Annotated in this window: 21 protein-coding genes; 18 read left to right on the forward strand and 3 right to left on the reverse strand. The window is 42.3% G+C overall.

Going from position 1 to position 21,877, the window contains the following annotated elements:
• Positions 1-32 precede the first annotated feature (32 nt).
• The gene (locus tag QUF86_RS14450) at positions 33-167 is read right to left on the reverse strand and encodes a YqzM family protein (protein ID WP_289315614.1); all 135 of its coding nucleotides are present in this window, start codon (positions 165-167) and stop codon (positions 33-35) included.
• A 341-nt stretch (positions 168-508) separates the two neighbouring features.
• On the opposite strand from QUF86_RS14450, the gene holA reads away from it, so the two are divergent.
• On the forward strand, positions 509-1,525 hold the full coding sequence (holA, locus tag QUF86_RS14455) for a DNA polymerase III subunit delta (RefSeq protein WP_289327355.1): 1,017 nt from the start codon (positions 509-511) through the stop codon (positions 1,523-1,525).
• An 88-nt stretch (positions 1,526-1,613) separates the two neighbouring features.
• On the opposite strand, the gene rpsT is transcribed toward holA, so the two are convergent.
• The gene (rpsT, locus tag QUF86_RS14460) at positions 1,614-1,880 is read right to left on the reverse strand and encodes a 30S ribosomal protein S20 (protein WP_034308554.1); all 267 of its coding nucleotides are present in this window, start codon (positions 1,878-1,880) and stop codon (positions 1,614-1,616) included.
• A 286-nt stretch (positions 1,881-2,166) separates the two neighbouring features.
• Here rpsT and gpr point away from each other — a divergent pair, with 286 nt between their 5' ends.
• The 13 genes from gpr to deoC all read left to right on the forward strand — a co-directional run bounded on the left by gpr (position 2,167) and on the right by deoC (position 17,379).
• Complete coding sequence (gene gpr, locus QUF86_RS14465; protein WP_289315616.1) at positions 2,167-3,285, forward strand: GPR endopeptidase; 1,119 nt, start codon at positions 2,167-2,169, stop codon at positions 3,283-3,285.
• A gap of 86 nt (positions 3,286-3,371) precedes the next feature.
• Positions 3,372-4,571: a stage II sporulation protein P gene (spoIIP, locus tag QUF86_RS14470; RefSeq protein WP_289315617.1), complete on the forward strand. Its 1,200-nt coding sequence runs from the start codon at positions 3,372-3,374 to the stop codon at positions 4,569-4,571.
• A 20-nt stretch (positions 4,572-4,591) separates the two neighbouring features.
• Positions 4,592-4,915: a YqxA family protein gene (locus QUF86_RS14475; RefSeq protein ID WP_289334716.1), complete on the forward strand. Its 324-nt coding sequence runs from the start codon at positions 4,592-4,594 to the stop codon at positions 4,913-4,915.
• 176 nt (positions 4,916-5,091) lie between these two features.
• The gene (gene lepA, locus QUF86_RS14480) at positions 5,092-6,927 is read left to right on the forward strand and encodes a translation elongation factor 4 (protein ID WP_289315619.1); all 1,836 of its coding nucleotides are present in this window, start codon (positions 5,092-5,094) and stop codon (positions 6,925-6,927) included.
• Positions 6,928-7,016: 89 nt separating this feature from the next.
• On the forward strand, positions 7,017-8,168 hold the full coding sequence (gene hemW / locus QUF86_RS14485) for a radical SAM family heme chaperone HemW (protein ID WP_289315620.1): 1,152 nt from the start codon (positions 7,017-7,019) through the stop codon (positions 8,166-8,168).
• Positions 8,169-8,292: 124 nt separating this feature from the next.
• Positions 8,293-9,321, forward strand: a complete 1,029-nt coding sequence (gene hrcA / locus QUF86_RS14490) for a heat-inducible transcriptional repressor HrcA (RefSeq protein WP_289315621.1) — start codon at positions 8,293-8,295, stop codon at positions 9,319-9,321.
• Between the two features lie 98 nt (positions 9,322-9,419).
• On the forward strand, positions 9,420-10,016 hold the full coding sequence (gene grpE, locus QUF86_RS14495; protein ID WP_375089561.1) for a nucleotide exchange factor GrpE: 597 nt from the start codon (positions 9,420-9,422) through the stop codon (positions 10,014-10,016).
• Positions 10,017-10,053: 37 nt separating this feature from the next.
• Entirely contained in the window at positions 10,054-11,886 is a 1,833-nt protein-coding gene (gene dnaK / locus QUF86_RS14500) for a molecular chaperone DnaK (RefSeq protein ID WP_289325800.1), read from the forward strand.
• A 329-nt stretch (positions 11,887-12,215) separates the two neighbouring features.
• Positions 12,216-13,331 (forward strand): molecular chaperone DnaJ, encoded by a 1,116-nt coding sequence (dnaJ, locus tag QUF86_RS14505; protein WP_207437135.1) that lies wholly within the window; start codon positions 12,216-12,218, stop codon positions 13,329-13,331.
• A 36-nt stretch (positions 13,332-13,367) separates the two neighbouring features.
• Entirely contained in the window at positions 13,368-14,309 is a 942-nt protein-coding gene (gene prmA, locus QUF86_RS14510) for a 50S ribosomal protein L11 methyltransferase (protein ID WP_289334717.1), read from the forward strand.
• A gap of 144 nt (positions 14,310-14,453) precedes the next feature.
• Positions 14,454-15,206: a 16S rRNA (uracil(1498)-N(3))-methyltransferase gene (locus QUF86_RS14515; protein WP_289315625.1), complete on the forward strand. Its 753-nt coding sequence runs from the start codon at positions 14,454-14,456 to the stop codon at positions 15,204-15,206.
• A gap of 6 nt (positions 15,207-15,212) precedes the next feature.
• The gene (mtaB, locus tag QUF86_RS14520; protein ID WP_289334718.1) at positions 15,213-16,550 is read left to right on the forward strand and encodes a tRNA (N(6)-L-threonylcarbamoyladenosine(37)-C(2))-methylthiotransferase MtaB; all 1,338 of its coding nucleotides are present in this window, start codon (positions 15,213-15,215) and stop codon (positions 16,548-16,550) included.
• Positions 16,551-16,707: 157 nt separating this feature from the next.
• Positions 16,708-17,379 carry a deoxyribose-phosphate aldolase gene (gene deoC, locus QUF86_RS14525; RefSeq protein ID WP_289315627.1) on the forward strand — a complete coding sequence of 224 codons (672 nt, stop codon included), beginning with the start codon at positions 16,708-16,710 and terminating at the stop codon, positions 17,377-17,379.
• Positions 17,380-17,412: 33 nt separating this feature from the next.
• Here the strand turns inward: deoC and QUF86_RS14530 are convergent, their stop codons facing one another.
• The gene (locus tag QUF86_RS14530; RefSeq protein WP_289334719.1) at positions 17,413-18,345 is read right to left on the reverse strand and encodes a Na/Pi symporter; all 933 of its coding nucleotides are present in this window, start codon (positions 18,343-18,345) and stop codon (positions 17,413-17,415) included.
• A gap of 224 nt (positions 18,346-18,569) precedes the next feature.
• Here QUF86_RS14530 and rpsU point away from each other — a divergent pair, with 224 nt between their 5' ends.
• The 4 genes from rpsU to floA all read left to right on the forward strand — a co-directional run bounded on the left by rpsU (position 18,570) and on the right by floA (position 21,877).
• Positions 18,570-18,743 carry a 30S ribosomal protein S21 gene (gene rpsU / locus QUF86_RS14535; RefSeq protein ID WP_028391853.1) on the forward strand — a complete coding sequence of 58 codons (174 nt, stop codon included), beginning with the start codon at positions 18,570-18,572 and terminating at the stop codon, positions 18,741-18,743.
• A 14-nt stretch (positions 18,744-18,757) separates the two neighbouring features.
• Positions 18,758-19,201: a GatB/YqeY domain-containing protein gene (locus tag QUF86_RS14540; protein ID WP_289315629.1), complete on the forward strand. Its 444-nt coding sequence runs from the start codon at positions 18,758-18,760 to the stop codon at positions 19,199-19,201.
• A gap of 304 nt (positions 19,202-19,505) precedes the next feature.
• Positions 19,506-20,825, forward strand: coding sequence for an NfeD family protein (locus QUF86_RS14545; RefSeq protein WP_483313954.1), 1,320 nt, complete (start codon positions 19,506-19,508; stop codon positions 20,823-20,825).
• 50 nt (positions 20,826-20,875) lie between these two features.
• Entirely contained in the window at positions 20,876-21,877 is a 1,002-nt protein-coding gene (gene floA, locus QUF86_RS14550; protein WP_421157110.1) for a flotillin-like protein FloA, read from the forward strand.

Raw genomic sequence — 21,877 nt, forward strand, 5'->3', positions numbered from 1 at the left:
ATCAGGAAAAATAAGTGCATGTAGTAATGAAATCAGGATCCGACAGCTTTAACGACGACAGCTATGGTGAACAAGGCAGCGAAAAATACAAAAGAACCGATGAATCCCATAGCGGAATCAGCGACGTCATCTGTCTTGGATTGGACATTCTTTTCGAATTCGTTCATTATTACCCCTCCTATTTCTGCTAATAGTATAAAACATTACCAAAAAAAAATCTACAGGCTTCATTTCTTCATTTCCTTTACTGACAAGAGTTGTCACAAATAGTTTGGGATTTTGAGGTCAAAATAAAAGTACAAACAAAGCAAGCGAAAAAAGAAAAGCCAATTTTTGTTCTACATGAATACTTTACCCGCTTTCAAGGAAGATTACCCGGGCCTTGCTTGAAAGTGTTCATATAGATCCGGAATTAGTCCTTTAGGGGGCTAGTTCCCTTTATAGCTTGTCAAATGGTCCATCCACCTATACCATTAGAGAAGAATACATAAAAAAGAGGCGGATTCTATTGGTATTAGACGTATGGAAAAGTATAAAAAAAGGGCAGTTCGCTCCAGTATACTTGTTATATGGAACGGAAGCCTACCTAATTAATGAAACGAAGCAGCTATTGATCGAGAATGTCCTTCACGAAGATGAGATGGATTTTAACTTTTCTCAATTTGATTTAGAAGAGACGCCTGTTGAAACAGCGCTTGAAGATGTCGAAACCCTCCCATTTATCGGGGAAAGGCGCCTTGTTTTCATGCAAAACCCATTTTTTTTGACAGCAGAAAAAACGAAGTCAAGAGTTGAACATAATGTGAAAAGACTGGAAGCTTATTTGGCTGATCCGGTTCCTTATTCTATTGTCGTTTTGACCGCACCTTATGAGAAACTGGATGAACGGAAGAAAATCACCAAGGAACTGAAGCGTAAGGCGGTTCTCGTTGAAGCGAAGAAGCTTGGTGATCATGAGTTAAAGGTGTGGGTGAAGGAGCGGGTAGAAGCTTCTTCTGTCCAAATAGATGAACAGGCTACAGAGCTTTTACTTGAACTTGCAGGAACGAATCTGATGATGCTGACGAATGAACTGGATAAAATGGTCCTTTATGCAGAAGCTGATAAACATATTACGGTCGAGATAGTGGAAAAGCTGGTCGCTAAATCCCTTGAGCAGAATATCTTCACGCTAGTTGATCATGTCTTACAGCGGAAGATGGAAAGTGCCATGACGATTTTACACGATCTGCTCAGGCAGAACGAAGAGCCGATCAAGATCTTAAGTGTCATGGCTGGACAAGTCAGGCTAATGTATCAAGTGAAAGAGCTTTCCCGTCAAGGCTATAGCCAGCAAAAAATTGCGGGACAACTGAAGGTGCATCCATACAGGGTGAAACTGGCACTCGAAAAGACGGGGAAATTCCAGGAACGCGAGCTGTTGTCCATCATGAACGACTTAGCGGAGGCGGATTATAAAATGAAGACCGGCCAAGCCGATAAGGCGATCACGCTTGAGCTGCTGCTTTTAAAAATCAGATCATAAAAAAGGTGGCAGGAACCCTGCCACCTTTTTTATACGAAAAAACACGCACAAAAAAAACGATCCAATTGGATCGTTTAATTTTTTGTCATTATGCGTTAAGAGCGTTAAGTCTTTTCGCTAAACGAGATTTTTTACGGGCTGCCGCATTTTTATGGATTAATCCTTTAGATGCAGCTTTGTCTAATTTCACAGCAGCTGTTAATAGAGCTTCTTTAGCAGCTTCAACGTTTTCACCAGCTAATGCAACTTCAGCATTTTTCACTGTAGTACGCATAGTTGATCTAACAGTAATGTTATGAACGCGTTTTTTGTCGTTGATTTTTACACGTTTAATAGCAGATTTAATGTTTGGCATTCCGTTCACCTCCTACAAAGAAATCGAGATTATATGAACTCGACTTTTCAAATCCATATCAAATAGCACAAGTGATATTCTATCAGACTGCTCATAAATATGCAATACTTCAGATTGAGAATCGAAAAGGAATTATAAAAGGAATTATAATTTCAGTAATAAATTCATCTCGTCATAATTCATTGTATCAAAAAAATGAATAATAAAAAAGCAAAAACGACAGAATGTTTAAGAGAGACCATGAAAATTACTAGATTAGATACAATTCAAACATCAGGAGGCCGTTATGGAAAATAATTTGGACCTTAGTGAATACGGAATTCGAACAGATTTGGCGATTGAAGCAAAGGAAATTGCCCTTGAACATAAAGGTGTCGTTGAGGAAGTGGATGTATCCCATATTGAAGGGGTCATAATTAAGGAAAAAGAAGTGGAAGATCTGAAGGTATCCTTAGTCGAGGTCACGGCTGAAGGGGAAAAAGAAATCGGTAAAAAACAGGGCAGCTATTTGACCATCGAAGTCCAGGGAATCCGCCAGCAGGATACGGATACTCAGCAACGGGTGGAAAAGGTGTTTGCCAATGAACTGGCGTACTTCTTGAAACGGAATAAAATCACCAAGGAAAGCAGTTGTTTAGTTGTCGGCCTTGGTAACTGGAATGTTACTCCCGATGCTCTGGGACCTGCAGTCGTTGAGAACCTTGTAGTCACAAGACATTTGTTCGAATTGCAGCCTGAGTCGGTCAAGGAGGGCTATCGGCCGGTCAGTGCGATCTCCCCTGGTGTGATGGGGATTACGGGAATCGAGACGAGTGACATCATAAAAGGAGTCATCGAAAAAAGTAACCCTGATTTCCTGATCGTCGTTGATGCATTGGCTGCCCGTTCGATTGATCGTGTAAATTCCACGATTCAAATTACGGATACAGGCATCCATCCAGGGTCTGGTGTTGGAAATAAACGAAAAGAATTGAGTCAGGCTACCCTGGGAGTTCCTGTTATAGCCATTGGAATACCTACCGTCGTGGATGCCGTATCGATAGCAAGCGATACGATTGATTATATCTTGAAGCACTTTGGCAAGGAAATGAATGAAGGGGACAGACCATCCCGTTCGTTGGCACCCGCTGGATTCAGTTTTGGAAAGCGGACAAAGCTGACCGAAGAGGATATGCCAGGTGAACAGGAACGCCAAACTTTCTTGGGAATGATAGGTGTCCTCCCTGATGAAGAGAAACGGAAATTGATTTATGAGGTGCTTTCGCCACTTGGTCATAATTTAATGGTTACGCCCAAAGAAGTGGATGTTTTCATTGAAGATATGGCCAATTTGATAGCTAATGGATTAAATGCTGCCCTGCATAATTCAATAAATCAAGAAAATACGGGCTACTATACCCGTTAAATCATTTTCAGTGCCCAAAAATGGTGTTCTACCCTTTCTAGCAAAGTCATAGGTATTAATAGACAAGCTATAGAGAGGGTGGAAAGATGAAAAGAAGAAATTCCCCAGGGATCATAACAGCTATTCACGGATCAACAATAATAAAAACTTTTCTAGGTATTCTCGCCTTGCTTCTTTTTGTATTTTCAGTCAGTGGTGTCATGACTTCCCTAAGACCGGAGTATCGGATATCTTCGAATTCCGTACATACTGTAGCCAACCAATTCTCGGGAAAAATGCTGTTCTCGATGCTGGCCAATGAAAACCATTATTTTTTTAATGCCCTGCCAGAAGGTAAGCAGGAATCGGTTATCACGAATCAATTGATAAAAGTCTCTACTAACATTTCATTGGAGGACCCGAGAAGTTTACTTGGCAGGGAACTTCCTGGCTTTTCGATTTTTGATAATGAGATCCTCGTGGCTGGTGAAGGAACGAATTATACGAATATGCCGTATGAATCCTCGCCGCCAGTAGACGTCCTGAATGAAGAAAGGGATGCATCCCTGCAAAACCTGGATGAGATTGAAGAACCGGAAAAAGGAGTGGCCAATCAGCCGAATCAAACGACCAATGGACGGAAAGTGGTCGAGATTTACCATAGCCATAACCGGGAATCGTATCTTCCTTATTTAAAAGGGGTGACAAATCCGAATCTAGCCTACCATTCTAAAATCAATATTACGAAATTGGGGGAACGGATGGTGGAGGACATGGCTGATAACGGGATAGGGTCATCGCTTGATAAAACAGATATCATGGGCAATTTGAATAATAAAGGATTGAATTATGCCAAATCCTATCAAGAGTCTCGTAAATCTGTTCAGACTGCGTTGGCTACCAACAAAGATCTAGAATATATCATTGATATCCATCGTGATTCTAAACGAAAAAAACATACGACCATTAACATTAACGGTAAAGATTATGCCAAGATTGCCTTCGTGGTCGGGGGCAATAACCCGAACTTCGAAAAAAATGCAGCGCTTGCCAATAAGCTTCATAAAGCTTTGGAGAAAAAATACCCAGGCATTTCACGAGGGGTTATGAAACAAGGCGGAGCGGGGCAGAATGGAGTATACAATCAGGATTTGTCAAGCAATGCCATGCTCTTGGAAATTGGCGGTGTTGATAATACTTTCGAGGAAATGTACTTAACCGTTGATGCCTTTACCGATGTTTTCAGTGAATTTTACTGGGATGCCAAAGCGGTTGATAAAACGACTGGGGAATCGGAAGCGAAGTAAGTTGAAAGGAGTTCTCTATCATGGTTCGGTTTTGGTTGAAATGTACAGGGATTGTGCTCGTATTATTTTTAGGTGTTCTGATTGGGATGCAGCAAGCGAACGATGGGATGAAAAAAATGAAGGGGTATGAAGATCCCACTTTGAATAGTGCATTCATTATTAACCAATCGGATCAAGGGGAGATGGAAGCGGATATTCTTGGCGAAAAAGTAACAAGTCATGATTTGGAGACGAAAAAAGAAAAGCTTGAAGAAATGAAAGCCTTCAACTTTTTCTCATCGGTCGGCAAAACGCTTGGAGATACGATATCAGGGGCCTTTCAAGCACTTATTGATATGATTTAGGTATGGAATAAGTTGAGTGTGCCTTATCAAAAGGTTGCATCCGAATCCGGAATGCAGCCTTTTTTTATCCTTTGCCCTACAATGATGCTTCTTTTGTAACTATTCTGTTGAATCTTGCATTTTCTATTGATATAATAAAAAATAGTGTATTGTGTCGACTAGTGGGAGTGAACGTCATGAATAGAGAAGAAAAATTAAAAAGACAATCAAAGATTCGTAACTTTTCCATCATCGCTCATATTGATCATGGAAAATCTACATTGGCGGATCGTATCATTGAAAAAACGAACGCAATGACTCAGCGTGAAATGAAGAGTCAACTGTTGGATTCCATGGATTTAGAGCGAGAGCGTGGAATTACGATTAAATTGAATGCGATTCAATTGAAATATAATGCGAAAGATGGCGAAGAATATATTTTCCATCTTATTGATACACCGGGACATGTCGATTTTACGTATGAAGTTTCACGAAGCCTTGCAGCGTGTGAAGGTGCTGTCCTTGTTGTCGATGCGGCACAGGGAATTGAGGCCCAAACGCTTGCAAACGTGTATTTAGCTTTGGACAACAACCTGGAAATCATTCCGGTCATCAATAAAATTGATTTGCCGAGTGCCGATCCGGAACGGGTACGTGGAGAAATCGAGGAAGTAATCGGATTGGATGCTTCCGATGCAGTTTTGGCTTCCGCTAAAGCGGGAATCGGAATCGAGGAGATTTTGGAGCAGGTCGTTGAATTGGTGCCAGCACCACAGGGAGATCCCGATGCCCCGTTCAAGGCGCTTATTTTCGATTCACTGTTTGATGCGTACCGCGGTGTGGTTGCCTATATCCGTGTTGTTGAGGGTTCCATTAAAGTGGGCGACAAAATCAAAATGATGTCCACTGGCAAGGAATTTGATGTAACCGAATTGGGTGTCTTCAATCCAAAAACCCAGCTTTTGGATGAACTTAACGTCGGTGATGTAGGTTTCCTTACTGCCGCCATTAAAAACGTTGGTGATACGACTGTTGGTGATACGATTACCAGTGCCGTGAATAGTGCGACAGAGCCATTGCCGGGTTACCGGAAGATGAATCCGATGGTATATTGCGGTTTATACCCAATTGACGCATCGAAATTCAATGATTTAAGGGATGCATTAGAGAAGTTGGAATTGAACGATTCAGCGTTACAGTTCGAAGCGGAATCATCGCAAGCATTGGGCTTCGGTTTCCGTTGCGGATTCCTTGGACTCCTTCATATGGAAATAATCCAGGAACGGATTGAACGTGAATTCAAAATTGATCTGATCACCACTGCGCCAAGTGTTATTTATGATGTGATCCTGACAGACGGAACGGTCCTGAAAGTAGATAACCCGTCCAATATGCCGGATGCTCAAAAGATTGAACGAGTCGAGGAGCCATATGTCAAAGCAACGATGATGGCACCGACAGAGTTCGTCGGAACGATCATGGAAATCTGTCAAAATAAACGCGGTAACTTCATTGATATGGAATATATCGATGAGACTCGTGTGAGCATTCATTATGAAATACCATTATCGGAAATCGTTTATGATTTCTTCGATCAGTTGAAATCCAATACTAGAGGCTATGCTTCATTCGATTATGAGTTGATCGGCTACAAACCGTCCAAGCTTGTGAAGATGGATATCTTACTGAACGCTGAAACTGTGGATGCGTTGAGTTTCATCGTTCATAAGGACTTTGCTTATGAACGCGGTAAAGTCATTGTTGAAAAATTGAAGAAATTGATTCCAAGACAACAATTTGAAGTGCCGATCCAAGCAGCGATCGGGCAAAAGATCGTGGCCCGTTCTTCGATTAGTGCAATGCGCAAAAACGTATTGGCTAAATGTTACGGCGGCGATATTTCCCGTAAACGTAAGTTGCTCGAAAAACAGAAAGAAGGTAAAAAGCGGATGAAACAGGTAGGTTCCGTTGAAGTGCCGCAAGAAGCTTTCATGGCTGTTTTGAAAATGGATGATACGACACCGAAAAAATAAATAAAATAAACGATAGATAGAAAAAAGAGGGTAGAGGAGATCTAGCCTCTTTTTCTATCGACTCATTCGATTAAAAGGTTGTGAACACAATGATTAAAAGCGCCTACCTCCATATACCATTTTGTGAACATATTTGTCACTATTGTGATTTTAATAAAGTATTTTTACAGGGACAGCCGGTCGACGAATATTTACAGATGATGAAAAGGGAAATGGTGATGCAACTTTCCAAATACCCGACTGCAGGTTTGGATACGGTTTTCGTCGGTGGAGGGACACCGACCTCCCTAAATGAAAAGCAGCTTGCTTTTTTATGTGAAGCGATCAATGAAACCCTGCCATTTGATCCAAAAAAGGCTGAATATACATTCGAAGCTAATCCAGGGGATCTTTCGCGAGAAAAACTCGAGATACTTTATCATTCAGGTGTCAATAGACTTAGCTTTGGAGTGCAAAGCTTCAATGATGAATTATTAAAGCGAATAGGCCGGACTCATCGGGCTTCTGAAGTATATGAAACGATTCATTTGGCTCAAGAAGTTGGCTTTACGAATATCAGCATCGATTTGATTTACGGATTGCCGGGACAAACTATGGAAGATTTCAATGACACGTTGGATAAAGCGATTGCCCTTCAATTGCCGCACTATTCCAGCTACTCATTGATCGTTGAGCCGAAAACGGTTTTTTATAATCAGATGCGAAGGGGTAAATTAAACCTGCCGCCGCAGGAGCTCGAGGCTTCGATGTATGAGAAGTTGATGGAAGAGATGGAGAAGCATGGACTGCATCAATATGAAATCAGTAATTTTGCCCGTGCTGGGTTTGAAAGCCGGCACAACCTGACATATTGGGATAATGTGGAGTATTATGGGATTGGTGCCGGTGCACATGGCTATACTGGAGGAAAAAGAGTGGCCAATCATGGACCGGTGAAGAAATATATCACACCATTGATGGCGAACCAGCTGCCTGTATTGGAGGAACGCCCAGTACCGCTTCATGAACGGATGGAAGAGGAGATGTTTTTGGGTCTCCGAAAAACGGAAGGAGTTTCATTGGAAACCTTCAAGAATAAATTTTTTGTTGAAATGACGGAGATTTTCAGGAAACCGCTCGAAGAAGAAGCGGCAAAGGGTCTGCTTAAGGTGGAAGGCGGGTTCGTGCGCTTGACGGAGCGGGGGAAACTGCTTGGAAATGAAGTGTTCCAATCATTTTTAGGCATAATTGATTCCGAGTGAAGTTAATCCATGTTATTTTAACGAGTAATTAGCGGTTTTCATTGTTGACATCATAAGCTTCATTTGATAATTTATTAGTATATTAGCACTCGAAGAGACAGAGTGCTAACAGAGGTGATCATACATGCTAACTGATCGTCAATTATTGATTCTACAAGTGATAATCGAGGATTTTATCCATTCTGCCCAGCCAGTCGGGTCACGAAGCTTGTCGAAGAAAGATGAAATTACGTTCAGCTCTGCCACAATTCGCAACGAAATGTCTGATCTTGAAGAAATGGGATTTTTAGAAAAAACCCATACTTCTTCCGGTAGGATTCCTTCTGAAAAAGGGTATAGATATTATGTGGATCATTTACTTTCTCCTCAAGCTCCGAAAAAGAATGAAATGAAGATATTAAAATCCGTTTTTGTAGAACGAATTTATGAATTGGAAAAGATCGTTCAGAAGTCAGCGAAAATACTTTCGGAACTGACGAATTATACGGCGATTGTACTGGGGCCAAAAGTGAATGAGCATAAGCTGAAGAAAATCCAGATCATTCCTTTGAGCCCGGAAACGGCAATAGCCATCATTATTACTGATACAGGTCATGTGGAAAATCGAATGATTTCCTTACCGCCTTCTTTTGATATAAACGAAATTGAAAAGATGGTGAACATATTGAATTCCCGTTTGGTCGATGTTCCGCTAGTTGATCTAAAGGATAAGATCTACAAGGAAGTGGCTGTTCTTTTGAGCCGTCACATCCATAACTATGGATCGATGGTCTCTGTCCTGGCGGATACCCTGACGGACACAAAGCCCGAAAAAATATTTTTCGGCGGGAAAACGAATATGCTAAGGCAGCCTGAGTTCCATGATATTGCTAAAGTAAGCACGCTTTTATCGATGATTGAGCAGGAGCAGGGTTTTTATGAACTCATTACTCAAAATCCATCGGGCATCCACGTCAAGATTGGCCGTGAAAATCAAAACACAGTGCTCGATGACTGCAGTTTGATTACGGCAACATACTCAATCGGGCAGGAGCAAGTGGGCACATTAGCCATATTGGGTCCGACGAGAATGGAATATTCGCGAGTGATCAGTTTGCTTTCGTTTTTCTCGAAAGATTTAACGGCCCTAATGACAAAACTGTATCAAAAATAGTAGCAAAGGTAATATTGTTAAGGTGGCGGAGGTCATATTCCGCAGCCTGACCTATTACTTTAGCATAAATTGTATAACCCTTTTAGGGAGGTGAGATTGTGACAGAAAATAAAAATGAAGAAAAAACATTGGAAAATGAAACAATCGAGGAAAGCGCTGCAGAAGCAGTTTTCGCTGAAGAAGAAACTCCAGCAGAACAAAACCAGGAGGAAACTCCGGTTGAAAAAGATGAACTTCAATTGGCTCATGAAAAGATTGCTGAGCTTCAGGCAAAAATCGAAGAAATGGATAACCGTTATCTTCGTCTGCAGGCCGATTTTGATAATTCAAGACGCCGTGCCAAGCTTGATATGGAGGCGGCTCAAAAATATAGAGTTCAAAGTATTGCCAGTGATTTAGTGGAAGCTCTTGATAATTTTGAAAGAGCTACAAAAATCGAAGCGGAAAATGAACAGACGAAATCCCTGCTTCAAGGCATGGAAATGGTCTACAAAGCGATTACTGATGCATTGACTAAAGAAGGCATCGAACCGATCAGTTCGGTTGGTGAAGAGTTCGATCCGCGTTTGCATCAAGCGGTCATGCAAGTTCAAGATGAAAACTTCGGTTCTAACATCGTCGTCGAGGAATTCCAAAAAGGATACCTTCTAAAAGACCGTGTGATTCGACCTGCAATGGTTAAAGTGAACGAATAAGATTATTACATATAGAAAATTGGGAGGTAGTGAAACTATGAGCAAGATTATTGGTATTGACTTAGGTACAACAAACTCTTGTGTATCTGTACTTGAAGGCGGGGAACCAAAAGTAATCCCGAATCCAGAAGGAAACCGTACAACACCATCCGTAGTGGCATTCAAAAATGGAGAAAGACAAGTGGGGGAAGTGGCAAAACGCCAAGCGATTACAAACCCTAACACAATCATTTCCATTAAACGCCATATGGGTACCGACCATAAAGAAGTAATTGAAGGAAAAGAATACTCACCTCAGGAAGTTTCTGCAATCATCCTTCAATACTTAAAATCATACGCTGAAGAGTATCTTGGCGAAAAAGTTACAAAAGCGGTTATCACTGTACCTGCTTACTTCAATGATGCAGAACGTCAAGCAACTAAGGATGCTGGTCAAATTGCTGGTCTTGAAGTGGAACGTATCATCAACGAACCTACAGCTGCAGCACTTGCATACGGTTTGGATAAAACGGAAGAAGATCAAACGATCCTTGTATTCGACCTTGGCGGCGGTACATTCGACGTATCGATCATGGAACTTGGAGATGGCGTTTTCGAAGTTAAGTCCACAGCCGGTGACAACCGTCTAGGTGGAGATGATTTCGACCAAGTCATCATCGATTACCTAGTTGAAGCATTCAAGAAAGAAAACGGAATTGACCTTTCAAAAGATAAAATGGCGGTACAACGTTTGAAAGATGCAGCTGAAAAAGCGAAAAAAGATCTTTCCGGCGTAACTTCAACTCAAATTTCATTGCCATTCATCACAGCTGGGGATGCTGGCCCGCTTCACTTGGACGTAACGATGACTAGAGCAAAATTCGATGAGCTTTCTTCAGGTCTTGTTGAGCGTACTATGGGACCAACTCGTCAAGCATTGAAAGATGCTGGCCTTTCAGCATCTGAAATTGACAAAGTAATCCTTGTTGGTGGATCTACACGTATTCCTGCAGTTGTTGAAGCGATCAAAAAGGAAATCGGTCAAGAACCAAGCAAAGGTGTAAACCCTGATGAAGTAGTGGCTATGGGTGCTGCAATTCAAGGTGGCGTATTAACAGGAGATGTTAAAGACGTTGTCCTTCTGGATGTAACTCCACTTTCACTTGGAATTGAAACGATGGGCGGAGTGTTCACGAAACTGATTGACCGTAATACTACGATTCCAACTAGTAAATCACAAGTATTCTCGACAGCGGCTGATAACCAAACGGCAGTTGATATCCATGTTCTTCAAGGTGAACGTCCAATGTCAGCGGATAACAAAACGCTCGGTCGTTTCCAATTGAGTGACATTCCACCTGCACCGCGTGGAATTCCGCAAGTTGAAGTGACATTCGATATCGATAAAAATGGTATCGTGAACGTTCGTGCGAAAGATCTTGGCACGAACAAAGAACAAGCGATCACCATCAAATCATCTTCAGGACTTTCTGATGAAGAGATCGAACGCATGGTACGTGAAGCGGAAGAAAATGCCGATAGCGATAAACAACGTAAAGAAGAAGTTGAACTTCGTAACGAAGCTGATCAATTAGTCTTCCAAACGGAAAAAACGCTTAAAGATCTAGAAGGTAAAGTGGACGAAGCGGAAGTAACAAAAGCAAATGAAGCGAAGGACGAACTGAAAGCTGCAATCGAGAAAAATGAGCTTGAAGAAATCCGCGTGAAAAAAGATGCACTTAATGAAATCGTTCAAGCTTTGACAATGAAGCTTTATGAAGAAGCGGCAAAAGCTCAGCAAGCTGGCGAAGCCGGTGCTGGCGAATCTGCTAAAGACGATAATGTCGTTGATGCAGAATACACGGAAGTTAACGAAGAAGAGAAAAAATAAAAAGTGACCCAATCGGGACACTGATAAATATTGGGCAGTTCATTTCTGCCTGCCATTGTAGAAAAGTCAAAGTCAGGTTATCTTGACTTTGGCTTTTTTTACAGTGAAGGGAATCATTGTCAGGGAGCGTTGGCATCTGGTTTTCTTTTAATCTTACAATCGCTGGTGGGGAATCATGGGATTTTAGAAATAAATGTGTGCAATTTGGGGCTGGCATTACCAATTACAAAAAAGTGTTAAAGCCTGTTTGTACTTTTCTAGTTGATTATTATCTTCGTTCAGTGATAATATTACCTTTATGTGAATCGAATCGGGAGTGGATTTTAGATATGAGTAAACGCGATTATTATGAGGTGTTAGGCCTTTCGAAGAGTGCTTCGAAGGATGAAATCAAAAAAGCGTATCGAAAGCTCTCCAAACAATATCACCCTGATATTAATAAAGCGGACGATGCTGCGGATAAATTCAAGGAAATCAAGGAAGCTTACGAAGTATTGAGTGACGAACAGAAAAAGGCCCATTATGACCAATTCGGACATACAGATCCAAATCAGGGCTTTGGTGGTCAGGACTTTGGTGGTTTCGGCGGTTTTGAAGATATTTTCAGTAGCTTCTTTGGTGGCGGCGGACGTAGGAGAGATCCTAATGCACCGCGTCAAGGGGCGGATTTACAGTATACGATGACGCTTTCTTTTGAAGAGGCTGCATTTGGAAAAGATACTGAAATCGAAATTCCGCGTGAAGAGAATTGTGATACATGTAAAGGATCCGGTGCCAAACCAGGCACAAAAGTGGAAAATTGTTCACATTGTCATGGAACCGGTCAATTGAATGTTGAACAAAACACAGCGTTCGGAAGGATTGTGAACCGGAGAGCATGTCACCATTGTCAAGGAACAGGAAAAATCATTCCTAATAAATGCTCAACATGTGGCGGTGACGGAAAAGTCCAAAAACGTAAAAAGATCCAAGTTAAGGTGCCAGCCGGAATTGATGATGGTCAACAATTGCGTGTAACCGGCCAAGGAGAGCCAGGAATCAATGGCGGTCCAGCTGGAGACCTGTATGTTGTCTTCCATGTACGCAGCCATGAATTCTTTGAGCGGGATGGCGATGACATCTATTGTGAAATGCCGGTTACTTTTGCTCAGGCAGCATTAGGTGATGAAATAGAAGTTCCGACCCTTCATGGAAAAGTGAAGCTGAAGATCCCTGCCGGTACACAAACAAGCACGCGTTTCCGTTTAAAAGGCAAAGGTGTTCCTAACGTCAGAGGATATGGCCAAGGAGATCAGCATGTAGTCGTATTAGTGGTAACGCCTAAAAAATTAACGGAAAAACAAAAGGATCTGCTTCGTGAGTTCAGCGATATCAGCGGACAAGGTATAGATGAACAAGAAGATGGCTTTTTCTCAAAAGTGAAACGTGCATTTAAAGATAGGTGAATAAAAGTAAAAGAACAAATTGGGAGTTGGTAGATTATGAAGTGGTCTGAATTTGCAATCCAAACAACGAATGAAGCGGTTGAACCTGTTTCTAATATTCTTCATGAGGCAGGTGCGAGCGGTGTTGTCATTGAGGATCCTCTAGAATTAGTCAAGGAACGCGAAAATGTTTTTGGCGAAATCTACCACTTAAACCCAGATGATTATCCGGATGAGGGTGTAGTCATTAAGGCTTATCTTCCCGTAAACAGCTTTCTTGGTGAAACCGTTGATGCTATTAAGGAATCAATCAATAATCTCCACCTTTTTGATATAGACCTTGGGAAGAATGTTGTTTCAATTAGTGAAGTGAATGAAGAAGAGTGGGCGACGGCTTGGAAAAAATATTATAATCCCGTCAAGATATCCGAACGTTTTACCATCGTGCCAACATGGGAAGATTACACTCCAGTAAGCAGTGACGAACTGATCATCGAACTTGATCCGGGCATGGCCTTCGGAACAGGTACACACCCGACAACGGTCATGTGCATCCAAGCGCTGGAACGTACAGTGCGGCCTGGGGATTTAGTTGTTGATGTAGGAACGGGTTCTGGTGTTCTAAGCATTGCTGCTGCATTATTGGACGCAAAACGAATCCAGTCCCTTGATTTGGATGAAGTGGCTGTACAGTCAGCTATACAGAATGTGGAACTTAATAACGTTCAGGATAAAGTGTCCGTTTCAAAAGGTAACTTGCTGGATGGTGTAAATGAACAAGCGGATGTCGTCGTGGCTAACATTCTTGCCGAAGTGATCATGCGCTTTACGGATGATGTAGCGAAAGTCGTCAAACCGGGCGGATATTTTATAGCTTCTGGAATCATTCAACCTAAGAAACAAGATGTGAAGGATGCGATTACAGGATCTGGCTTCACCATTTCCGAAACCATCTTGATGGAAGATTGGGTAGCGATAATCGCGAAAAGAAATGATTAATTGAAAAAAGTTACTCTGATTATCGGGTATTTTGATAGTCAGAGTACCTTTTTTTAGCTTGAATCTTTGCATGGCTTGCATTCGGGTAATAAGTCTCTGACTGTTAGCCTGTAAGTTTTTAGACTAGACGAAGTGGGTGGCAGTGTGCAACGGTATTTTCTTAACGAAGAAGACATCAATGGAAACACGGTGACGATATCAGGCGATGATTTTCACCATATCGCCAGGGTCATGAGGATGGGACCGGGGGAGCGGATCATCACGGTGAAAGGCAATGGTATGACAGCTATCACGGAAATTTCGGAAATTAGTGATGATGCTGTTATAGGGACCGTTATCGAATGGAAGAATGAAGAAAAGGAACTTCCTGTGAGGGTTGTGATAGCGAGCGGTCTGCCTAAAGGGGATAAATTGGAATATATCGTTCAAAAGGGTACGGAACTGGGTGCCGTTGAATTTATCCCTTTTATTGCGGCTCGTTCGGTGGTAAAATGGGACCACAAAAAGGTAGGTAAGAAATTGGAGAGGCTCCAGAAGATTTCAAAAGAGGCGGCTGAACAATCTCACCGCACAGTTATCCCTGCCATCAAGGAACCGATGACGGCAGTTCAGCTAGCTGGGTATGCTTCCGGTTTCAATCATAAATTAATCGCTTTTGAAGAAGAGGCAAAACGTGGGGAAACTTCTGTACTCGCATCTGTCTTGAAAGATATCACCCCAGGGCAATCGATCTTATTCGTGTTTGGTCCTGAAGGTGGGTTAGCAGATAAGGAAATTGAAAAACTGACTGATGCCGGTTTTGTGGCTTGCGGTCTTGGACCAAGGATATTAAGAACTGAAACAGCACCTTTATATGCACTTTCCGCTGTTTCTTATCATGTAGAACTTTTGAGGTGATGAAAAATGGCAACGGTCGCTTTCCATACATTAGGCTGTAAAGTGAATCATTATGAAACAGAGGCTATTTGGCAATTATTCAAAACTGGGGGATATGATCGTGTTGAGTTTGAAAACACATCAGATGTATATGTCATCAACACATGCACGGTGACAAACACTGGCGATAAGAAAAGCCGTCAGGTCATCCGTCGTGCCATTCGTAAGAATCCGAATGCCGTCATAGCGGTAACGGGATGCTACGCTCAGACATCGCCAGCAGAAATCATGGCCATACCAGGTGTGGATATTGTTGTAGGAACACAGGACAGGGTTAAACTGCTTGATTACATCGAGCAATTCAAGGTTGAACGTGAACCAATCAATGCTGTAGGAAATATCATGAAAAACCGTGTCTACGAAGAGTTGGATGTACCTGCTTTTACAGACCGTACACGTGCTTCATTAAAGATTCAGGAAGGGTGCAATAATTTCTGCACTTTCTGCATCATCCCTTGGGCTCGTGGATTAATGCGTTCCCGCGACCCAAAGGAAGTCGTTCACCAAGCTGAACAGCTTGTGGAGGCAGGATATAAAGAACTAGTCCTGACCGGAATTCATACTGGTGGATATGGAGACGATTTGAAGGACTATAATTTGGCGATGCTGCTGCGGGACCTGGAAAAAATCGATGGGCTGAAGCGCATCCGTATTTCATCCATTGAAGCCAGCCAAATTACAGATGAGATCATTGAAGTGCTGACGAAATCGAAAAAAGTCGTACGTCATTTGCATATTCCAATCCAATCGGGTTCCGATACGGTTTTAAAACGGATGAGACGTAAATATACGATGGATTTCTTCGGTGATCGAATCGAAAAGTTAAAAATTGCACTTCCGGGTCTTGCTGTTACTTCGGATGTCATCGTAGGTTTCCCGGGTGAAACCGAAGAAGAATTCATGGAGACATATAACTTTATAGAAAAATATAAATTCTCCGAACTCCATGTCTTCCCTTATTCAAAACGGACAGGGACTCCGGCTGCGCGTATGGAAGATCAAGTGGATGAAGATGTCAAAAATGAACGCGTCCACCGTCTTATCGCTTTGTCGGACCAGCTGGCAAAAGAGTATGCATCACGATTTGAGGGGGAAGTTCTTGAAGTCATTCCTGAAACGAAGTTGGAAAATGGCCTTTATGAAGGATACTCCGATAATTACATGAAAATCGTCTTCCCGGCTTCGGAAGAGATGGTCGGTGAAATCGTAAAAGTAAAGATTACAAAGTCTGGCTATCCATTTAGTGAAGGTCAGTTCGTGACGGTCGTGAAGGATTTTCCGTTGCAACAAGTTTCCAATATTTAAGACAGCCGTTTTCTGCTGTCTTTTTTTTTTTATCCTCTGCTTGCGTGTTTCTTGGTACATTCGGGTAAAGACTATATATATCGTCAAATTGGATAAACTATGGTATCATGAGAGGTACGTACAACTAGTTATAGATTGTTTTTGAGGAGGATTATTAATGTCACAAAATGTAGCAGGTTTAATTGACCACACGTTATTAAAAGCAGATGCAACCAAAGAGCAAATTAAGGTATTATGCGAAGAAGCGAGAGAATATAACTTTGCTTCCGTATGCGTAAACCCGACTTGGGTTAAGTATGCAAGCGAACTTTTGGAAGGTTCAGATGTAAAAGTTTGTACGGTTATCGGGTTCCCTCTAGGTGCAACCACACCGGAAACCAAAGCTTTTGAAACGAAAGATGCCATCAGCAATGGCGCCCACGAAGTCGATATGGTGATTAATATCGGCGCATTGAAGGACAAGGATGATGAGCTGGTAGAGCGGGATATCCGTGCTGTGGTAGCGGCATCCACTGGTAAAGCTCTATCGAAAGTAATCATTGAGACCGCTCTATTGACTGAGGAAGAAAAAGTCCGTGCTTGTGAACTTGCAGTAAAAGCGGGAACGGATTATGTTAAAACATCAACTGGTTTTTCGACCGGCGGTGCGACTGTTGAAGATATCGCGCTCATGAGAAAAACGGTCGGTCCCGATATCGGTGTCAAAGCTTCAGGAGGAGTCCGCAACACGGCTGATGCCCAGAACGTGATTGAAGCTGGTGCAACAAGAATTGGAGCGAGTGCAGGTGTCTCCATCGTAAAGGGCTTAACGGCTGATTCGGATTATTGATATTGCAATAAGCCGCATTCTTTCGAATGCGGCTTATTTTTTTATATGTGGCCGATGTGCCAAAAGAATGAAATTGGAGAATTGGCGTGCGAAAGGCAAGACAGCCAAAGAAGTCAAGATATTGAAAATGACACTCGCATGGGCGAGCTGTGTCCCCTTGTTTTCGGTGAAAAAGGCAGCCGCTCGTTCCAGGGTGTCCACAAAAGGCAGGAATGCGGCAACCCCGATGACGTTTAGCCAAATATGTGCATAAGCCGTGAAGGCGGCTTGTCTCCCAGAACCGATGCTGGCCATGTATCCGGTGATGCAAGTGCCTATATTGGATCCGAGCATGATGATGATTGCGGAAGCGACGGATAACTCCCCATTCATCAAAAAGCTCATGGCTATCCCGATGGTTGCTGAACTGGAATGAATGAGTGCCGTCAATAGTATTCCGGCTAATAGGGCATAAATCATATGACCCTCTATGTAATGGATGAGCGTCTGTATGGATGGATAGGCAGCAATCGGTGTCGAAAGCGTTTTAAAACCACTCATTGCCGCGAAGATGGCAGAGATTCCGATCAGGGACATCCCTAAGCTTCTCGGTAATACTTTAGGCATGAAGCAAAGGAAAGCGCCGCTGACAACTCCGGGAATGATCCAACGATCCAAAGAGAAGGTCATGAACTCTGCTGTAAAGGTAGATCCGATATTCGTTCCAAGAATAATCCCGATTGTTTGCGGGAATGTTAAGCTTCCTGCAGAAACGAGGCCGACCGTCATGACCATGACCGCCGAGCTGCTTTGCAGGATCCCCGTAAAGATGGTTCCGGCCATGAAACCTTTCCATGGCTTATCCGTTACCTTAAATAGAAAAGTTTTTAATGCTGCACCGGACATATTGAACAGTCCGATTCGTAAAACTGACATACCTGCCAAAAATATCGCAATGAATAGCAGGAATAAAAATAGCTCAAACATGACTGTCACCCCTTAATAATCTTATGGTCCATTATGAGGAGACATGCTATAAATTGGATTTCCATGCCGTTTTGAGAAAAGTTATGATAATAACATGATTAAATTCAAAATAAGTTTGATTTTATTGGTTGACCTGCTAAAGATGATATATTATAATTGTTTAGTACATGTATAACATGTTGACAACTTGAGTTAGTGTGTTGTTTTCGGAGGGAGGGAAAGAGATGTCTAAAACCGTCGTTCGTAAAAACGAATCGCTTGAAGATGCTCTTCGTCGTTTCAAACGTACTGTATCTAAAGCAGGATCGCTTCAGGAAGCTAGGAAGCGTGAATTTTATGAAAAACCAAGCGTAAAACGTAAGAAAAAGTCTGAAGCTGCTAGAAAACGTAAATTCTAAGAGAGGGTGGAAAGATGAGTCTTCTCGAGCGTTTAAATAATGATATGAAACAAGCGATGAAGAACAAGGAAAAGGACAAACTATCTGTTATTCGGATGCTGAAAGCTTCTATTCAAAACGAAGCTCTAAAGCAGAGACAAGAATTAACAGATGATGAAGAATTGACAGTGCTCTCTCGCGAATTAAAACAACGCAAAGACTCCCTCCAGGAGTTTGAAAACGCAGGTCGTTCCGATCTCGTGGATAAAGTCCGCACCGAACTAGTATACGTAGAGGCATATATGCCTGAGCAACTTTCAGAAGAAGAGATTTCTACTATTGTTAAACAAACGATTGAAGAAGTCAATGCAACATCCAAAGCAGATATGGGGAGAGTTATGGGAGCTTTAATGCCTAAAGTTAAAGGTAAAGCGGATGGTTCTCTAGTAAACAAATTAGTACAACAACATCTATCTTGAACTCGAAACTTAAAACTCGAAACCTAACCGCAGGCAAATTGCCTGTGGTTTTTGTGTATTTCACGGTTTTTATGCGTATATTTTTGAAGCAAAGTCCAAGATAATATAGGGTACTTTCAATTTTATTTGCTTTTTTTGAAACCTTTTTCATATACATACGTAATAACTAAAGAACAGAGTAAAGGGTTGCTTCATTTGCTCCTTATTCGAATTTAGTTGCGGCCTGAATTTTACTGGTAAGTATCTTCATGAAATTGGAGGCACTTACAGCGTTTAATACGGGAAAGGGGGCGTTCCGTTGAAAATTTGGCGTTATTTATCTGTACTCCTGTTTGGATTGCTGTTCACCATGTCTTCATTTGGGATATCGTCGGTTTCTGCAAAAGAAAAGATCGTTTACCATGTTCCAATTGAAGAAACGGTGGAAAAGGGGCTCTCGGCCTTTTTGGAACGTGCGCTGACCACTGCTGAAGCAGCTGATGCAGATCTTGTCGTATTCGAAGTGAATACCCCTGGAGGTGCTGTGGATGCGGCAGGGGAAATCGCAAAGTTACTGTCCGATTCACCAATTAAGACAGTTGCCTACGTCAATAACAGGGCACTATCTGCAGGTGCATATATTTCTCTAAGTGCAGATGAGATCTATATGGTTCCAAGTGCTACCATGGGATCGGCGGCTGTCATTGATTCAACAGGGAACGCTGCAGGTAAGAAAGCGCAATCTTATTGGCTGGCTGCCATGAAGACTGCTGCAGAACAAAATGGACGCGATCCCATTTTCGCTCAGGCGATGGCGGATGATGACATCAATCTTCCCGAATATGGAGCGGAAAGAGGAAAGTTGCTGACATTTACAGCTGAACAGGCAAAAAAGGCTGGATATAGTGAAGGCACCGTCTCTGGGGAAGCGGAGCTGTATAGTATACTTGGGGTTGAGGATGCCGATATTCGGTCAATCGAAGAAAGCTTTCCTGAGAAACTTGCCCGCTTTTTGACCAATCCGATCGTCGTTCCCATTTTATTGACGCTAGCGGGAATCGGGATTGTGATGGAATTGTTCTCACCTGGTTTTGGAATTCCAGGGGTAATTGGGATCTCAAGTCTCGTCTTATTCTTCTATGGCCATCTTGTCGCTGGTATCACCGGGTACGAATCGTTAGCTATGTTCATCATTGGGGTCATTCTCGTTCTAATTGAGTTTTTTCTCCCAGGGGGGATTATCGGACTGCTTGGATTTACAGCGATCGTGGGGAGTTTATTCCTCGCATCAGATGATCCTGTTCATATGACGATATCCTTGCTAATTGCGGTCACCGTATCCATTTTGGTATTCATCCTACTTGTAAAGGTGTTTGGAAAACAAATGAAATTTTTCAGGAAAATGATATTAACCGATGCAACAAAAACGGAACAAGGGTATGTCAGCAATCCGAATCGAGTTGATTTATTAGGTGTGGAAGGGAAGGCCATGACAGACTTGAGGCCTTCGGGAACAGCTTTGATCAAAGATGAAAGAGTCGATGTCGTGACTGAAGGAAGCTTTATTTCCAAAGGTTCGTCAATCATGATCGTTAAAGTTGAAGGATCTAGGGTGGTCGTCCGGGAAATTCCGGATTCGAATTAAAATTAAAAGATACAGGAAGGATGAATCATTAAGTGATAACTTCAGGAACGATATTTATTGTACTGGCAGTGATTGCTGCCATCATCGTATTGGCAGTGTTTTTCACATTCGTACCAGTAATGTTATGGATTTCCGCTTTAGCGGCAGGAGTCAAAATCAGTATATTTACATTAGTTGGGATGAGGCTTCGCCGTGTTATACCAAGCAGGGTTGTTAATCCCCTTATCAAGGCTCATAAGGCTGGAATCAATGTTTCAACGAATCAATTGGAGAGCCATTACCTTGCAGGGGGTAATGTCGATCGCGTAGTGAATGCTTTAATTGCTGCAGAACGTGCCAATATCGTCTTACCTTTCGAACGGGGTGCAGCTATTGACCTGGCAGGTCGTGATGTTCTTCAAGCCGTTCAAATGAGCGTTAACCCGAAAGTGATCGAAACTCCGTTCATCTCTGGTGTAGCGATGAATGGGATTGAAGTGAAAGCGAAGGCAAGGATTACGGTCCGTGCCAATATTGAACGTCTAGTCGGTGGTGCCGGTGAAGAGACGATCATTGCCCGTGTAGGTGAAGGGATCGTATCGACGATCGGTGCTTCTAAAATGCATACGGATGTACTGGAACACCCCGATTTGATTTCTAGAACGGTTTTATCAAAAGGGTTGGATTCTGGAACGGCATTCGAAATTCTTTCCATTGACATAGCTGAAGTGGATATCGGGAAAAATATCGGGGCCATATTACAGACCGATCAAGCGGAGGCAGATAAGAAAATAGCCCAGGCGAAGGCCGAAGAACGGCGTGCAATGGCTGTTGCACTTGAACAGGAAATGGTTGCCCGTGTTCAGGAAATGCGAGCGAAGGTTGTTCAATCCGAAGCGGAAGTTCCGTTGGCCATGGCCGATGCACTGAAAAGCGGAAATCTTGGAGTGATGGATTATATGAATATCCAAAATATCACGGCCGATACGGATATGCGCGATTCCATCAGTAAAATATCCGAAAATCCAAAGGATAACAATAATATCAACAACAACAATAACAATAATAATTAG

It is taken from the genome of Peribacillus sp. NJ11 (genome assembly GCF_030348405.1).
Classification (GTDB): domain Bacteria; phylum Bacillota; class Bacilli; order Bacillales; family DSM-1321; genus Peribacillus.

Excerpts from the sequence above, each read along its gene's own strand:
- deoC (WP_289315627.1), top strand. The coding sequence starts at position 16,708 with ATGTCACAAAATGTAGCAGGTTTAATTGACCACACGTTATTAAAAGCA.
- QUF86_RS14530 (WP_289334719.1), bottom strand. The coding sequence starts at position 18,345 with ATGTTTGAGCTATTTTTATTCCTGCTATTCATTGCGATATTTTTGGCA.
- prmA (WP_289334717.1), top strand. The coding sequence starts at position 13,368 with ATGAAGTGGTCTGAATTTGCAATCCAAACAACGAATGAAGCGGTTGAA.
- rpsT (WP_034308554.1), bottom strand. The coding sequence starts at position 1,880 with ATGCCAAACATTAAATCTGCTATTAAACGTGTAAAAATCAACGACAAA.
- gpr (WP_289315616.1), top strand. The coding sequence starts at position 2,167 with ATGGAAAATAATTTGGACCTTAGTGAATACGGAATTCGAACAGATTTG.
- QUF86_RS14475 (WP_289334716.1), top strand. The coding sequence starts at position 4,592 with ATGGTTCGGTTTTGGTTGAAATGTACAGGGATTGTGCTCGTATTATTT.
- mtaB (WP_289334718.1), top strand. The coding sequence starts at position 15,213 with ATGGCAACGGTCGCTTTCCATACATTAGGCTGTAAAGTGAATCATTAT.
- dnaJ (WP_207437135.1), top strand. The coding sequence starts at position 12,216 with ATGAGTAAACGCGATTATTATGAGGTGTTAGGCCTTTCGAAGAGTGCT.
- hemW (WP_289315620.1), top strand. The coding sequence starts at position 7,017 with ATGATTAAAAGCGCCTACCTCCATATACCATTTTGTGAACATATTTGT.
- rpsU (WP_028391853.1), top strand. The coding sequence starts at position 18,570 with ATGTCTAAAACCGTCGTTCGTAAAAACGAATCGCTTGAAGATGCTCTT.
- QUF86_RS14450 (WP_289315614.1), bottom strand. The coding sequence starts at position 167 with ATGAACGAATTCGAAAAGAATGTCCAATCCAAGACAGATGACGTCGCT.
- dnaK (WP_289325800.1), top strand. The coding sequence starts at position 10,054 with ATGAGCAAGATTATTGGTATTGACTTAGGTACAACAAACTCTTGTGTA.
- spoIIP (WP_289315617.1), top strand. The coding sequence starts at position 3,372 with ATGAAAAGAAGAAATTCCCCAGGGATCATAACAGCTATTCACGGATCA.
- lepA (WP_289315619.1), top strand. The coding sequence starts at position 5,092 with ATGAATAGAGAAGAAAAATTAAAAAGACAATCAAAGATTCGTAACTTT.
- hrcA (WP_289315621.1), top strand. The coding sequence starts at position 8,293 with ATGCTAACTGATCGTCAATTATTGATTCTACAAGTGATAATCGAGGAT.
- QUF86_RS14540 (WP_289315629.1), top strand. The coding sequence starts at position 18,758 with ATGAGTCTTCTCGAGCGTTTAAATAATGATATGAAACAAGCGATGAAG.